Origin of the sequence: Formosa bonchosmolovskayae, from assembly GCF_051016085.1 — a bacterium.
In the GTDB taxonomy this organism is placed as follows: Bacteria; Bacteroidota; Bacteroidia; order Flavobacteriales; family Flavobacteriaceae; genus Formosa.
Window position 1 is genome coordinate 3,627,067 of sequence record NZ_CP174605.1, and the last position, 16,448, is coordinate 3,643,514.

Below are 16,448 nucleotides of genomic sequence, written 5' to 3' on the forward strand. Positions count from 1 at the left end.
CATTACATATCATTAAGTTGTGCATAATATTGACAAACAAAACGCTGAATGAAAAAAACTATATATTTAATTGGAATATTTCTGCTATTCGGACTTAAAATCAATGCGCAGGAACTGACTTGTGAAGACTTTAAAATCGGACAATTTTATATTCCTGAAACGCCTAAAATGGCAAAATATACAATCGTTGAAAATGACAGTATTTCGGAATTTTCACCTGAAAGAGATAAAACGATAAAAAAATATATTGTAATCCGAGAAATAGGAACTCAAATAGAATGGAAAAACGGAATTGGAAACGGAAATCCTGAATATGAAATAATTGAGTGGATCGACGGCTGTACTTACCGACTGACTTATGACTCTTCAAAATCGGAATTGGAAGAAGGAAAAAAATGGGTAAATGACAATAACGGAATTGTTGTCTCCAAAACAAAAATTGAAAATAAGTGTCTGTATTATACAGCAACTATGACAACAAATGACGGACAAAAAATTTCGCAAGACGGCATAATATGTAAGGAATAAAAATACTATGCACAACAATGTATAACCGCAATTACGGCGGATTCGACTACGTCCGAATCCAATCGGAATTGCTAACGTCTATGCTAAATCGAAAATTAACGCATATTAACCCGTAACAGACGGTTATACGAGACCGTTAAAAACAAAAAAACGGCAGTTATACTCTGCCGCTTTTTATTTAAATGATTATAATACTGTATTAGTAGCCTATAGTTTGCGCCATACCAGAAGCTTCAATTTCACTAGCTGGGATGGGATATATTGTTTTTGGAGACGTTGCCGATATATTTAAATTATTAGAATTTAAACCAGTATTTACATGATCACTTTCTAATCGTGTAATATCGGTTCCTGTTCTAATATAATCGTAAACCCCATGTCCTTCTAGAGCTAATTCACGATTACGCTCTTCAAAAATTCGCATTTTAAGCGCGCTCCCTGATTCAGTAGCTTTAGCCGTTTCAAAATTTGTAGTGCGTTTATTAATTAAGATATTTAAATAGATTAAAGCTTGAGCCTCTCCTCCAGTCGCTCCATGAGCACAAGCTTCTGCTGCAATTAAATAAATCTCCGAAAGTCTAATTACGGGTATATTATGAATACTAAGACCAGAGCCTCCGTCTCTATTAATGTACTTAACAAAAGCCGCTGTTGTACCCTCTTTATCTTCGGTTAAAAGGGTTGCTCTTGGATCACCTTCATATACATTTAATAAATCGATAAATGCCTGGGTCGCAATAACATCTCCTTGTCCGCCGTCACGATAATCAAACTGGGCGCCTAAACCATTACTCCCTACAGAGTTTTCATTATCAATACTTATTTCAAAAAGAGATTCACTCGTATAGTCGTTAAACACATAAGAATTCACATCCATAAGATCGGATTCACCTTTAACAGCTAAAACCTTTTCAGCAAATAATAACGCATTTTCCCAATCTTGCTTGTATAAATATATTCGGGCCAATAGGGCATGTATTCCTGTTTTTGTGATGTACTTTGTACTTCCTACAGTCCAGGTATCGTCTGCAATAACCGTTAAGCTTAAATTTAAATCTGTAATAATCTGTTCGTAAGTTGCTTCTAAACTACTACGATCAATCACAATTTCTGTCGCACTTAATTTTAATGGCATGCCCTGCGCTTCTCCACCTTCTTTTATATAAGGATACGAGAAGGTTCTTGCCAAATCGAAATACACCATACCTCGAAGCGCAAGTGCTTGCGCTTTAATTTGGACTCTATCGGTATCGTCACCTTCGGCTGTATCAATGTTATCTAGAATTAAATTTAGATTTCCTATAGTCTTAAAACACTGCAACCATAGGTCTTCTGCACTACCATTATTATTGCTACTTTCTTCGTATTTATACTCGGTTTGTTCGTAATCTCTAGGATTGTAAATGGTTTTTACAAATCTAAAGTTTGGACTTTTCACAGCCGCACGTTTGTACAAAATACGGCCCAAGTAAGCACCATCAGAAATTTCGTTATAAGATCCGGTTAATAAACTTTGTAATTTTTCGACAGAATTAATTACTAAATCTTCAGAAATCACATGGTCTGGCGTTTGTGTTAGAACATCTTCGCTACAGCTTTGAAGTGCGAAGAGTAATGCAACCGCAACCATTACTTTTATATTATTTAAATATTTCATTTTATCTCGTTTAAATTTTTATTTGTAACCCTAGTATTAAGCTAGATGCTGTTGGCGTTTGAAAAAAGTTTACACCATTAGCAATGGCTTCAGGATCATAATCATTTAATTCGGTGAACAAAAACAAATTATCGCCTTGTATATAAATCGATCCGCCTTGAAGTAATTGACTTTTCGAAAAATTATAACTCAGTTTAATATTTCTTAATTTCAGATAATCTGCATCGTATAAATGTCTTGTAGAAACATCGTTAGAAAAACTAGTATTTCCGTTAATTCTAATCGGCACATTAGAATCGGAATTATTCGGATTCCAAGGATTTAATTGCGCGGTTGTATTGGTAAACTGGGGAGAAAATCCGTCATCGTCTCTTTTAAAAGCTGTACGATCGTAAGCCTTACCGCCTACTCCAAACGTAAACAGAAAGTCTAAACTTATATTTTTGTAAACCAACTGATTGTGAAAACCACCCTGAACATCTTGAAACGCACTACCAAAAACACCAAATCCTGCCTCTTCGGCATTGGTTGTTAATTCGCCTGTACGCACACCATCTTCTAACACATAATACTCGGCCATTCCGTTTGTACTATTAACTCCGGCATAGTCTCTTAAATAAAACGAATTTAAACTTTCGCCCACTTTAATTATGGTAGGATCTTGACCGTAACTTGAATCGTAACTCGGAATTAAATCTGCTTTTAAGTCGGTAACTTCGTTGTTAAGCATAGTAAGATTTAATTTGGTGTTCCATGAGAAGGAAGCAGTAGAAATTGGCGTATATCCAAAATCTAATTCCCATCCTGAATTTTTCATTTCACCATAATTTTGTAACTGATTACTAAAACCAGTGGTTGCCGTTACAGGAATATTCATTAAAAGGTCTTTAGTATGTTTTGAGAAATATTCTACTGTGATATTTATTTTGTTCCATAAAACAGCGTCAACTCCAATATTAAAATTATGACTTAACTCCCAAGATAAATCGGGATTAGCCAACTGGCCATAAGATAATCCAGACTCGCCACCGTATCCTTTTCCATCGGTATTAAAAAACGCTAAAGACGCGTAGTACTCGGATGGTAAATTTCCGTTGGTTCCATAACTACTTCTAAGTTTCAGGTAATTTAAGGCCTCTATATCCATAAAGTCTTCTTCTGTAAGAATCCAACCGGCAGACACCGACCAGAAATCTCCCCAACGCGTATCTTTTCCGAATCGAGACGAACCATCGCGACGAAAACTCGCATCTACAAAGTATTTCTGATCGAAATTATAGTTAAATCTAGAAAAATAAGACAGTAAAGAATAATTCTCTGAATACCCCGTCCATGACCATAAGGATCCAATACTACTCGAAGACAATAGTTCGCTATCTAAAATATCGTAACCTGAATTTCGGATAGATTTCATTTTAGAGACCTGTGATTCGAAACCGAGTAAACCATCAAAACCATGCTTATTAACTTGTTTATTATAAGTAAGTAAATTAGAAATGGTATGCTGAAACACTTCTCCTTGAGAAACATACAAAACACCATTCCATACACCACCACCAGCACCAAATTCTTTATTATCGTAAAGTGATTCTTCTAAAGATTGATGATCGATTCCGAAAGTAGATTTAAACTTTAAATTTTTAAGAATTTGAATTTCTGCAAAAGCATCTCCTCGTACCCTAAATTCATTATTTAAGTATTGTCCAACTTCTATAACGCCAATAGGGTTTGCGTTTTTTTCGATATCATTTGGAAGATTTGCGTAACCTTGGTAACCATTCTCATCGTAAATCGGTGCCGCTTGAGGTAAAACACGAGCCATATACAATGGATTTAATCCGCCAGCATAAGTACCGTCGTATTGCCCGGTATTCCGTTCGGTTTTAGAGATTGATAAGTTAACGCCTACATTAAGCCAATCTTTTGCTTTATTTTCTAGATTGATGCGTCCGGAATAGCGTTTAAAATCCGATTTTATAATGGTTCCTTCTTGGTCTAAATAATCTCCAGAAATGTAAAATGTAGTCTTTTCATTCCCGCCACGCGCCGAAAGTCCATATTTTTGAATCGACCCGGTTCGGTAAATGGCATCTAACCAATCTGAATTCGCATTGGTTGTACCGTAAATAGATTCGTAATCACTTTTTGCTATATTTTGATAGTTGGTATACAAATCGGTATCGGCATACACACGACTAAACTCGCCGTTTTCATTATTCTGAATATATTGGTTTAACTGACCTTCTTGCCACAAATCTTTAAACTGTTCATTAGAAATTGTTTCTTCTTCAGTTAAATTTCGAGAAAGACCAAATTCGGTATTAAACGTAAGTTCAGTCTCTCCGTTTTCACCCTTTTTAGTGGTAATAACCACCACACCATTGGCCGCTCGAGAACCGTATAAAGACGCCGCCGCCGCATCTTTAAGTACCGTTATACTCGCAATATCTTCTGAATTCATAGTAGACAGCGGATTTACATTATTTACAGCGCCACTACCTCCAATTCTGGAATTATTATCGGTATTAATCACCACACCATCTAAAACATATAATGGCTGTGTAAGTCCGTTAATAGAACCCACACCTCTAATCTGCATACTCGAGCTTCCTCCCGGTTGTCCCGTGGTAAATACATTTACCCCAGACACATTACCTTGCAATGCGGTCTCGAAACTTGCCGAAGCTGTACGCGTTAAGGTCTCGTTAGAAACTTTGGTTGCCGAACCTGTAAAACTGCGTTTATTAGAACTTCCATAAGCCGTGACTACCACTTCATCTAAACCCGTTGAATCTTCTAACAGTGTAATGCTTAGGTTTTGTCTTGTATCGATAACAATTTCCTGAGTAACAAATCCAATATAAGACACCACTAAAGTAGCATTAGCGCCGACTGTAAGCGTGAAATTCCCATCGAAATCGGTTAAAGTGCCGTTAGATGTTCCTTTTTCTACAATATTAGCACCTGGCAACGATGCACCAATATTGCTTAGTACTTGTCCTGAAATTGTATTTTGTTGAATTATGTCAGTTCGATTTGTAAGTGTATTGGAGCTGACAGCTGAAGCTGAAAAACAAAGTAGCAACACCAGCATACTACGTTTTAAATATGATGCCTTATGGAATTTTTGTCCCATGTACATGCGAAATATATTCATATAATATTAGGTTAAAATGACTTCGATTTTAATCGTATTATAGACTTATTAGGCAGATATCTTCGTGTTCACTAGAAGATCCAGCCAATGCTAAAATCTTAGTCCGTATTAAGTAAAAAAAATTTAGGTATTGGTTGCGCTTTGAATACATGGAAGTAATTAAGAGCGCTTTAAACTATTTTTTGGAGAAGAACTTGAGGTGGTTGTAAAAGATCTAAAGCAAACAAGTCACCAATACATGGTGTGTTCCACTTGTAATACTTTTTAGTAGATTGGAAATATAATACAGGTAGTTTATGCGGCTCTTTAAAATGAATCATTTCAATTTCAAACTTTGAAAGTTCATTCCAAAGCGATGACTTTTCTCCGTGTTCGGAAGTCTCAGAAATCCGTTTTGCTAAGTAACACTTTCCATTACACTGCAGTTTAGGCTTGTCTCTATTTTCGCATAATTTTTCTACGATATAGTCGTAATTGGCCACGTATTCGACCAACAGCCAAACCGGCTTAAAGAGCATAAATAAAACAAGTATAAAAATAAACGGTTTCATTAGAATCTTTTTTTCTTAAAATGGACTTGTTATTTGATATCTAATGTGCTTTAAAATAGCCATATAATTGATATATAAACAATCCGATTCCGGCTATAATTAAATAAGTGTTAGCCGCTTTATAAAAGGCTGTGTAACTTTTTATTTTTTTCCATCTTGAAATTAAAAATACAATTGGAATTAAGGCCAAAATCTGCCCCACTTCTACACCTATATTAAAACAAATAATTTTCGCTAAAAACTGCTCATTTCCAACGTCGAAAGATTGTAAACGCGTCGATAATCCGAAGCCATGAATCAATCCAAAGATAAGCACCATGAGTAGTAGGTTTGGAGATTTCACTTTAAACACTTTTTCGAAACCGCCCAAATTTTCAAAACCTTTGTACAACACACTTAAAGCAATTACAGCATCTATTAAATGTTCGTTAGCCGTAATTCTTAGATACGTTGCTCCTATTAGTGTTATACTATGCCCTATTGTAAATACGGTGATAAAGCGAAAAATATCTCTAAAATTACTTAAATAGAATATTACACCCGCTAAAAACAACAAGTGGTCGTAGCCCGTAACCATGTGTTTGGCACCTACAAAAATATAAGATAAAAGACCGCCGTTATTTAAAATGGCCTGATCGGAATCACTAACACCATGAGCAAACAGAACAACGGGAAAAAACAAACATGTTAAACTAACTAGACTTTTAAATGTAAATCTACCCATCTAATTTTTCTTCCTATTAAACATAAAAAACAAACCAAAAACAACCACAAAGCTACCCAACCAAAAGACATACGAAGGAATACCATCGTCTTCATGATCTAGGTGCGAGTGTTCAGACTCATCATGTCCGTGTACGACTTCAAAGGTTAACGTAGACCAATTAGATTCATGAGTCAATCCAGGGGCTTCAGAATGCACTAAATTAATAGTACGCAAATACCAGATACCATCGGCTGCAAGTTTAACGGTAATGATTCCATTTTCATCTGTTCGAAGTTGATCTCCGCTTGTATGCTGATGAGGCGCCGCGCCCTCTCCATGACTATGTCCTGTTTCGTCTATACTATCATGATCTTGCTGATGTGTATGGATTTCGCCACCATCATGACTATGAGGTTCAGTATGACTATGGCCATCTTTACTAGCAACGTAATTCGCATAAACCAACTGATTCACTAAAGGTTTCCCTTTAGAAAGTAGTTTAACCTGAAGCTCGTCTCCTGTATTTAAACTATATGGATTACTTAAAGGAATAAATTCAAGCGGATATCCCAAGACGGTTTGCCAATCGTCTGAAGTTTTATCACCAACCTGAAAAATAGCTTTAACATATTTAGAATATTGTTCTGATGCATCCAAACCAAGAGCATCGTTTTCCCGACGACATGCTAACATATCTACTACACCATCATGCTCTAAGTAACCGTTAAAATCTTCTGCGGACATATCAATTACTCGAGGAGCTGTAGATAAACCTGCTACCCATGTACCGGCTTCACCTGTTTTAAAATCTAAAATGGTTACACTGTCTTTTTCTCTCCATTGTGCTTCTCCAACATGAGTTCGAACACCATTCCCAACCAAACTAACATCTGTCATGCGGTCGCGATCAATTACATTTTCACTCTTTTGGAATGTTCCGTTGAATAATTTAACAGATACCGACGTATTTGGTTTTAAAAAATAAGAGTCAAATTTAAGATACATATCGTGACTACATAATAACACGATAAAGGCTAAATACATGCATATTTTTTTCATAAGCTAAATTAAAATTTTTCGGATATAGAGTGAATAAAACGATTTCAAATATAGATAAAACATAAGCGTCTTAAAACAAAAAAATAGATTTAGTGAGAAATAAATGATCCTTTTTTCTCAACTACAAATCCTGTAGGATCCGTAAGGGTTTTTAGAAAAGCAATTATATCTTTAATTTCTTGTTTTGATAAGAGCAATGGCTCTTTAGACAGGGTTTGATTGTCAATATCCAATCCCATGCCTGCGCCACCACCTAAATTATAGAATTCTAAAACATCTTCTAATGTTTTAAATGATCCATTATGCATATAGGGTGCTGTTAAAGCTACGTTTCTAACAGAAACCGTTTTAAATGAATTTTTGAAATGAGAGAATTTATCTATTTGAATACCATTAGCTATTCTTCCCAGATCTAAATCCAGCTTCGGATTGATAGAATCAAAACCTTGAGTAATCCCTAATACTTCAGATTCTGAATCTAAATAAAAAGGTGGTACAGATCCATTAAATACAGGCGCAAAATGACAACTACCGCAAGCTCCTTTTCCCATAAACAAATTAAATCCTCGTTTAGCACTCTGCGGGTAATCTTCAATTTCGTTACGTACATATTTGTCAAATGTACTATTGAATGATTTTAAAGAATTTACATAAGCCGCAATAGCATTACTTATTGATCTTTGATTAATATCTTTTTCACTAATTCCTGCATAAGCGTCTTTAAACAGCTTTAAATATTTAGAATCTTTATTTAGTTTCTCAATAATTGCATCAAAATCTGTATTGAATTCAAGCTTATTATTTATAACATGTCCAACTTGCGTTTCAAGATTAGAAGCACGCATATCCCAAAAGTATCGCGTAGAGTAGCCGACATTTAATAAACTAGGCGAATTTCTTAATGTGGTGAAACCTTCCTTATTAGACAAGCTTTTTGGTAGGCCATCACTAAATCCTTTCTTGGGATTATGACAGCTTAAACACGACATTTTATGATTACCAGATAATTGAGGATCTTCAAACAACAATTTTCCTAAATAAATGGTTTTATCGTTGTCTAACGGCAAATAAACTAACTCTGAGTAAAAATTAGTATTCAGAAAATCGATATCAAATAGGTTTTTTGCTTGATAGTTTTGTGCATGCTTTTTATACGGTTCTAACCTTATATTATTTAAATTCTGAAATTCTAATAATTCTGCATATAATGGGTTTATAATATGTTTTAAAAATGTTAGTCTGTTAAATTCATTAAAATTATCATTAGATTTTAATAGGTCTTCTCCTTCTAAAAATAGGTTGACAATAGATTTAAATTTTGGCCTTGCCTCGGGATATATTCCTGCTTCAAACGTCATGAATGTTTTTCTCATTCTTTTAAAACTAATATAACTCTCGGTGATTCCATTTACCGATCCTGGGGTATCAAAACCTGTAACGCCTAGGGTAAAAACTCTGACAAGCCCTGATCTTATACACTCTATTATTTGACTGGACTTTAACCTAATAGGCAAATGAATTTCTGAAACATGATCTACGTGTACCTTAAGGTCTTTAGCTAATACTTTAATATGATTAAAATTCTCTAAACTATAATCTTCATAAACGGCTTCATCTAAAGCTTGTAAACCACTAGGTGCTATAACATTCCCTTCATCAAAATATTCACTTATTTTAGGTAAAGGTGCGCCATTAATAAATGTCCCGTTATATGGTGTCTGATAATAATCAAAAATAAACTCAATTTCTTTATAGGCTAATCGGGTGGTTAAAACTTGCTTTTTAATAGAAAGAAATACATCTTTACTCCTTTCAAACGTCGTAAGGCTCTCTAACTTATCTACTTCTTTCTGAAAATTTAAAAAATTTATTTGATAAGATTCCTCTACCTTTTTCGTAACCATAATTGATTGGTAAGGCCTCTCACTATTTTTCCCAGATAACAGTATAAAACAAATCACAATAGTTAGCACTAAAAGACTTCCTTTTTTCATTTTCAACTATTTTAGTTTAATAATTATTATTTTTAAACCTCTTTTCTCACGGTAAATAATGTTTAAAACCCCAATAAGAATAAACAAAAAGGGTATTCTATTGAGGCTTTAACATTAAACTAAGCAAGGTGTTTATTCGATAATAATCGATTTGTAATAAGTGTTTTTATCACTTTTAATTTCTATGACGTACATCCCTGTAGCCAATTTGCTAACATTAATTGTTTCACGATTAGTTTCCAAAATTAGCTCTCCTATACTATTATATATTTTTGCTAACTCTAATTTTTCAGCTGGATTCATTTTAATATTAAGTAACTCATTAGCTGGAACAGGGAATATTTTTATACTTTTTTCGAAAGATTCTTCTTCACCTATCTCAAGTGTTACTCCTGTTTTATTAATAGTGAAGTAGTCATCAATATCTCCATTATCTCTAATAAACTTTACATTAAGATTTTGTCCGCCATTACCATCATCTTCAATTTCCATAACACAAGAACCAAGTTGATTTAAGGATACAGACATCGCTTGATGATTTAAATCTCCTCCTGAGATTTGTCCTGCAGATCCTGTAGTTATATATACCGTTCCCTCTGCAGCATCTATTGCTTTTTTGTAAGCTCCATCACTATCGGTTTTACCGTCTCCAATTCCATTCTGCCCTACTGTATGTCCGCCATTTGTAATGTCATTAGGATTAAAAGTATTAGAGAATCCTTGATGACCATTTATAAAATAAGAGCGTTCGTAAGAGTGGCTATGTCCGTTTAAAACAAGATCTACACCATTAGCTTCTAATATTGGCATAAAATTTTCTCGCATATCAATCAATCGCCCTTCATAATCAGAATCATGTGATCCTTTAGAGTAAGCTGGGTGATGGAATAAGGCAACTATCCAATCTTGTGTGGTATTCTGAATATCGGTTAAAGCCCAATTATACTGACTACCTCCTACCTCACGACTAGATTGATGAGAATCTAATACTATAAAATGGATGTTAGCATAATCAAAAGAATAATACGCCTCTGTTCCAGAAGCAATTCCTCCTGCTTCTCCTGCTGTAGGGAAGGTGAATATATCATAATAAGGTCCTGACTGTGTCTGCAAATCTGAAGTATAACCATCATGATTCCCTAAACAAGACCAAGCTACAGATTTTTTCAGCATATCATCATACACATCAAAAAAGTAGGACTGATGTTCGGCATCGGTTCCATTACTATACGCATTATCTCCTAAAAACAACATCATATCTGTTTGGTCTGCATGAGTTGCAGTTTGAGACACATAATTATAATAAGCATCCCTTACATTCCGTTGATTAACGCTTCCCGTTCCTGCATCCCCTAAAATCCATGCACGCACAAATTGATCTGTACCCGCAACAGGCGCTGTTTTTACAAACATTTCCCCTGTAACACTTTCGGCCACAACAACGGATTGATTTGCAATATTGAAATAGTACTTTGTATTTGGTTCTAGTCCTGTTAATTTAACCTCGTGTTCCGTGGTTAAAATCGCGTTTGTTTCGTTCAGATACAAATTATCCAATTCAGTTCCATAATTTACAACAGATGCGGTTTCTACATCGGTTCTCCACTTTACAACCACACTTGTTGGCGATCCGCTTTGTAAATAAGGCCCTCTTTCTACAAGAGTTGGTGGTGCTGAAACAGCATTTTCGCTTGGCACCAATTTAAAATCAAAACTAATATCAGAACTCATAGCATCCTCTTGATGTATTTCTACAGCAATAATGTTTACACCATTTTTTAAAGCCGAAGACGAAACACTGCGATAGTTCCAAACACTTTCATCTGAACCACTAATCCCAGTTAAAGCGACATCATTATAAGTAATTGGCCCCTCTTCTGGCATATTATCTCTCCAAACCTCAACATCATTAATATAAACAACAATACCGTCGTCTCTAACTGCTTCTAAATCGATACTGTTAAACATAGAAACATCTGGGATATCTATAAATTTTCTAAAATATGTAGTAATTGGTCTTGGCGATTCTGGCTGGCCAATATTTGTAACTTCATCACCATCACCGTAACCAATTTCGGTTACAGCCTCTACCCAGTTACTTTGATCAAAAGTTAAAGTTCTCCATGCTGTGCCTTGATCGCCACCGTTACTTAAATAAAACCAAGCATCACCTTCTTTAATTTCTGAAGGAAAAACAGGGTCCGTTCCTTGTCCATGGACATTAAATGTAAACGCATTTTCACCAGGCACATTACTACTAATTGAAATGGTAGATGCGTAGTGGTTTAAAGTTGTTGGAATTAATGTAACTCCGAAAGATATTGATTCTCCAACATTAACTGTACTGTCACTGCTGTTTATAATAAAATCTGAATTACTACTTTGAATTGAAGATATGGTAATCATACTATTACCTGTATTTTTTATAGTATAATTTTGGGTTTCACCTATATACGTATAGACCTCCCCAAAATCTGTATGATCTAAGCTATCGGGTGTCGAATCTCCGTTTACTATAGATGTCGAATTTCCCAAAATATCTAATGCAATGACTGCAATTTCTCCGGTGCCCTGAATATTAAAAGTATAGGCACTTTCATCAGAATCATCATTTGCGATCTTAACTGTAGCTTGATTTGTTTCGGCAGAAGTTGGAGCATACTTGATAACAAATTCTACAGATTCTCCTTCTTTTATAACTGAAGAACTTGGCTGTTTTAATACGGTAAACTCCGCGTCTCCACTAATTGAAACCAATGGATTTCCTGTTAAATTTAAATCTGCTTTACCAACGTTTTTAATGCTATATGTTCTGGTAAGGGACTGATTAATCCCTCCATTTGGAAATTGTGTATAATTTGAAATATTAGGCGTCGTATCTCCATTAATTATAGATTTATTATTACCTGTTACATCTATTTCATTAGGAGGAGTAACATATTCTATATGTATAGAAGGTTTACCGTTTGAAAAGCTTGAGGCCTCTCTCCAGGCGCCCTCAGATCTTGAAATCCCACTAAAAATGAATGCCATATTATTACCGACAGACCAACCATTTCTGGATGTAATCTCTGTAAGTATAGGACTAATATCTGGAGTTCTTTGGTTGACTGTGGCCTGGCCTTTTTGCCCTTCCCAACTTGGTATGTCCCAAATAATATTAGCATTGGTTGTAGCTCTGCCCGAAAGACCAAAGTTCCCGTTAGTTCCAAGATAAGTAGCGTTATCACTAGCATCTCCTTTAATATTTACTGTTACATCTCCTGCACCGTTTTCATCGACTTCAAATTGTATATAAGCATTTGTAATGGATGCATCTTTTGGAAGCTCAATATTTTCAAAATGAAGACCAATAACTTGTTCGGTAGAGCCATCATAATATAATTCTAAGTCAGAACTAATAGTACTAACGTATCCACTACCTCCGTACGCTTCTTCTGCAGAACCACCCTGAGAACTAATAGATACATCGATTTTCGAAATATTAATTTCTGAAGGCACTAGCGTATACTCTACATGAAGCTTAGGTGTGCCTGATGCATGACTTGAAGCTTCTCGCCACGCGCCATCTGTTCTTGAAACTCCAGAAAACAAAAAAGCCATACTATTTCCAGCAGACCAACCACTTCTAGACGTAATTTCTGTAATTATACTGCTAATATTTGGTGTTCTTTGGTCTTCTGAAATATTTCCTTTTTGCCCTACCCAACTTGGTATAGCCCAATTTACGGTTGACGCTGTAGATGGTCTTACCGACAAACCGAAATCTCCATTTGCACCAAGAGGTGTAGCGTTATCACTAGCATCGGCAGTAATACTTACAGTGACATCTCCTGCACCTTCCTCATCGACTTCAAATTGTATATATGCATTTGTAATGATGGCATTATTTGGTATGTCTATACTGTCAAAATACAGACCTATTATTTGTTCTGTAGCACCATCATGATAAAATTCTAAATCGGAGCTCGACGTACTTACATAGCCATCGTCGCTGAAAGCTTCTTCGGCAGAACCGCCACTGGAACTAATTGGAATATCTAAGGTAATGGTTTGTGAAAATGAACATACTGATAACAGTACCATCATCATCATTAATGTATATTTTTTAATCATAATTTCTTTTAATTAATTGATTCTTCTAAGTTTTTTATATCTTCTTTTAATTCAAGTATTGAAGCCATATTTTTAAATTTAGCATCCAATTGCTGTATAGACATGGTTGCTAATTTTAATGAAATTATAGCTTCTTGATTTTTATTATGCTCTACTAAATATTGAGCTTTTTTGAAATACCAAAATTCTTTTCTAGTATATTCAAGAATGAAGTAATCGTACTGCTGTATGGCTTGTTCTAAAGCATTAGAGGCTTTTAAATAATCTAGCTTTTTGAGTTGAAGTGATAAGGTATTTGCTCCCAACTGTTTTAATCCGAATTCAATAGCCTTTAAAGCATCATCATAATTTTTATTGTTTTCTGCAAGAATAATATCGGTGTACTCAATTATATCTTCTGGACGAAGATCTTCCATAGTATTCATAACATATTGGTAAGCGACTAATGATTGCTTATATGCCTTTAAATTAAATAATATTTGAGCCTCTAACTTTTTCGATTTCACATCGGTACTTTCCTTGTCCAAACAAGCCGTAATATGTGTTAAAGCTTCACTATAATTTTCGGTGAGATAATACACTTCAGCCATATGATATTTTAAGACTTTTTGTGTATTTCCTAAAGCCTCAGATTTCAAATAATCGTCTATAGCTTTATCGTATTCTATATGTTGCTGGTATAACATACCACGTTCGTGATACAATTTAAAATTGTCTGGTTCTTTTAATATCTCTTGTGTTTTATTTTCTATCCGCACCGATAAATCTCCATGTGCCAAGACTTGTAAGGAAAGAAGTAAACATGTAAGTAGTGCTAAATTTCTTTTAAGAAGGAAATGTAAACACTTATTTCTATTACTAATCATAATAATGTGTTGTAGTTTTTTTTGATCTGTTTTTACTTTAAATAGATATTGTTATCTAACTAAATTTTATATTAAGCATAACGTCTAAGCTCTTTAATCGATCAGAACAGATTTGTAAACTGTTTTTTTATTTGTTTTAATTTTCACTACATAAGTACCACTAATTAAATCACTTACATTTACAGATTCATCTTTAGTCTTTTTCACTTTTTTACCAAGATTATTATAAAACTCCACTTTTTTAAGGCGTTCATCGTCCGATATTTTAAGATTTAGCATATCATTTATAGGTATTAAAACAGAGCTTTTGTCATTTTGTTCAAGTAATATATCCGTCTTGTTTATAGTAAAATAATCATCTATCTCACCTGTTTCTCTTAAAAACTTTAGGTTCAAATTTTGACCACCTTTACCATCATTTTCAATCTCCATTACACAGGATCCTAATTCATTTAAAGACACAAACATCGCTTGGTGATTTAAATCTCCTCCAGACACTTGTCCTGCAGAACCGGTAGTAATGTAAACGGTCCCCACGGCAGCGTCGATAGCTTTTGTGTAAGCACCATCTCCATTTGGTTTACCATCTCCATATCCCGTTTTTCCAACTGTATGTCCTCCTTTATTAATCTCGTCTGAATTGAATGTATTAGAAAACCCATGATGACCATTTAAAAAATAAGAACGCTCGTAAGAATGACTATGTCCATTTAAAACTAGATCTACCCCGTTAGCTTCTAACATGGGCATTATGTTTTCACGCATATCAATAAGACGTCCTTCGTAATCAGAATCGTGCGATCCTTTAGAATAAGCTGGATGATGGAATAAAGTAACAATCCAATCTTGTGTGGTATTCTGAATATCTGTCTTAGCCCAATTGTATTGGCTACCTCCTACTTCACGACTGGAATGATGAGAGTCTAAAATGATAAAATGAATATTAGCATAATCGAACGAGTAATAGGCCTCTGTTCCGGAAGCGGTTCCTCCTGCTTCCCCTTTAGTAGGAAAACTAAATATATCGAAATAAGGTCCGGATTGCGTTTTAGAATCAGAAGACTCGCCATCGTGATTTCCTAAACAAGACCATGAAACCACTTTTTTAAATATATCGTTATATACATTAAAAAATGCATTTTGATATTCTAAATCTGTTCCCGTATTGTAAGCATTATCTCCTAAAAACAATAACAGATCCGTTTTATCTTCATGCACAGTATCCAGTTCAACATAGTTATAATATGCATCCCTTACTTGTCTTTGATTATCATTTGCAGTTCCAGGATCGCCTATAATCCATGCACGAACAAATTGACTTGTTCCTGCGATAGGCGAAGTAACGACATACATATCGCCGTTAACGCTTTCGGATAAAACTTCCTTTTTATTACCAACATTAAAATAATATTTGGTCATAGGCTCTAACCCTGTTAAGGTGATCTCATGATCCATTTTTAAATCGGCTTGCGTTACGCTTTCCTGTAATGCATCTGGTGTTGTTCCATAATGTACAACAGATTCTGTGGCTTTATCTGTCCTCCATTTTAGAATCACACTTGTAGGTGTTCCATTCTGGATATAAGGTCCTCTAACAACTACAACTGAAGTTGAATGTTCTGAAACTCCTATCGTATCAGAATCATGAGAAGCACTCGTTCTTATAATTTCTGTTTCAGACGTTTGTGAAAAGGAATAGACACTAAACAGCATTATTACTATTAGCACACTTTTTTTAATCATAATTTCTAGGTGTTAATTGGACTATAAATACTTTTAATTCTGCAGTTTATTTCGCTATTTATAGGCATTTG

10 protein-coding genes are annotated in these 16,448 nt (G+C 34.8%); 1 reads left to right on the plus strand and 9 read right to left on the minus strand.

Annotated features, from left to right (window positions below):
* Positions 1 to 48 precede the first annotated feature (48 nt).
* The gene (locus ACKC83_RS15680) at positions 49 to 528 is read left to right on the plus strand and encodes a hypothetical protein (protein ID WP_434036244.1); all 480 of its coding nucleotides are present in this window, start codon (positions 49 to 51) and stop codon (positions 526 to 528) included.
* Between the two features lie 199 nt (positions 529 to 727).
* Here the strand turns inward: ACKC83_RS15680 and ACKC83_RS15685 are convergent, their stop codons facing one another.
* The 9 genes from ACKC83_RS15685 to ACKC83_RS15725 all read right to left on the minus strand — a co-directional run bounded on the left by ACKC83_RS15685 (position 728) and on the right by ACKC83_RS15725 (position 16,377).
* Entirely contained in the window at positions 728 to 2,185 is a 1,458-nt protein-coding gene (locus tag ACKC83_RS15685; protein WP_434036245.1) for a RagB/SusD family nutrient uptake outer membrane protein, read from the minus strand.
* 10 nt (positions 2,186 to 2,195) lie between these two features.
* Positions 2,196 to 5,342: a SusC/RagA family TonB-linked outer membrane protein gene (locus ACKC83_RS15690; RefSeq protein ID WP_434036246.1), complete on the minus strand. Its 3,147-nt coding sequence runs from the start codon at positions 5,340 to 5,342 to the stop codon at positions 2,196 to 2,198.
* A gap of 170 nt (positions 5,343 to 5,512) precedes the next feature.
* On the minus strand, positions 5,513 to 5,893 hold the full coding sequence (locus tag ACKC83_RS15695; RefSeq protein WP_434036247.1) for a hypothetical protein: 381 nt from the start codon (positions 5,891 to 5,893) through the stop codon (positions 5,513 to 5,515).
* A gap of 40 nt (positions 5,894 to 5,933) precedes the next feature.
* Entirely contained in the window at positions 5,934 to 6,617 is a 684-nt protein-coding gene (locus tag ACKC83_RS15700) for a HupE/UreJ family protein (protein ID WP_434036248.1), read from the minus strand.
* Positions 6,618 to 7,658 (minus strand): DUF4198 domain-containing protein, encoded by a 1,041-nt coding sequence (locus ACKC83_RS15705; protein ID WP_434036249.1) that lies wholly within the window; start codon positions 7,656 to 7,658, stop codon positions 6,618 to 6,620.
* An 89-nt stretch (positions 7,659 to 7,747) separates the two neighbouring features.
* Entirely contained in the window at positions 7,748 to 9,652 is a 1,905-nt protein-coding gene (locus ACKC83_RS15710) for a cytochrome-c peroxidase (RefSeq protein ID WP_434036250.1), read from the minus strand.
* A 132-nt stretch (positions 9,653 to 9,784) separates the two neighbouring features.
* Positions 9,785 to 13,768, minus strand: a complete 3,984-nt coding sequence (locus ACKC83_RS15715) for a choice-of-anchor D domain-containing protein (RefSeq protein ID WP_434036251.1) — start codon at positions 13,766 to 13,768, stop codon at positions 9,785 to 9,787.
* A gap of 8 nt (positions 13,769 to 13,776) precedes the next feature.
* The gene (locus ACKC83_RS15720) at positions 13,777 to 14,634 is read right to left on the minus strand and encodes a tetratricopeptide repeat protein (protein WP_434036252.1); all 858 of its coding nucleotides are present in this window, start codon (positions 14,632 to 14,634) and stop codon (positions 13,777 to 13,779) included.
* A 93-nt stretch (positions 14,635 to 14,727) separates the two neighbouring features.
* Entirely contained in the window at positions 14,728 to 16,377 is a 1,650-nt protein-coding gene (locus ACKC83_RS15725; protein ID WP_434036253.1) for a metallophosphoesterase, read from the minus strand.
* Positions 16,378 to 16,448 lie beyond the last annotated feature (71 nt).

Bases quoted from the DNA above. Each gene is read 5' to 3' on its own strand.
- ACKC83_RS15705 (WP_434036249.1), bottom strand. From the start codon at position 7,658: ATGAAAAAAATATGCATGTATTTAGCCTTTATCGTGTTATTATGTAGT.
- ACKC83_RS15700 (WP_434036248.1), bottom strand. From the start codon at position 6,617: ATGGGTAGATTTACATTTAAAAGTCTAGTTAGTTTAACATGTTTGTTT.
- ACKC83_RS15680 (WP_434036244.1), top strand. From the start codon at position 49: ATGAAAAAAACTATATATTTAATTGGAATATTTCTGCTATTCGGACTT.
- ACKC83_RS15725 (WP_434036253.1), bottom strand. From the start codon at position 16,377: ATGATTAAAAAAAGTGTGCTAATAGTAATAATGCTGTTTAGTGTCTAT.
- ACKC83_RS15685 (WP_434036245.1), bottom strand. From the start codon at position 2,185: ATGAAATATTTAAATAATATAAAAGTAATGGTTGCGGTTGCATTACTC.
- ACKC83_RS15690 (WP_434036246.1), bottom strand. From the start codon at position 5,342: ATGAATATATTTCGCATGTACATGGGACAAAAATTCCATAAGGCATCA.
- ACKC83_RS15720 (WP_434036252.1), bottom strand. From the start codon at position 14,634: ATGATTAGTAATAGAAATAAGTGTTTACATTTCCTTCTTAAAAGAAAT.
- ACKC83_RS15715 (WP_434036251.1), bottom strand. From the start codon at position 13,768: ATGATTAAAAAATATACATTAATGATGATGATGGTACTGTTATCAGTA.
- ACKC83_RS15710 (WP_434036250.1), bottom strand. From the start codon at position 9,652: ATGAAAAAAGGAAGTCTTTTAGTGCTAACTATTGTGATTTGTTTTATA.
- ACKC83_RS15695 (WP_434036247.1), bottom strand. From the start codon at position 5,893: ATGAAACCGTTTATTTTTATACTTGTTTTATTTATGCTCTTTAAGCCG.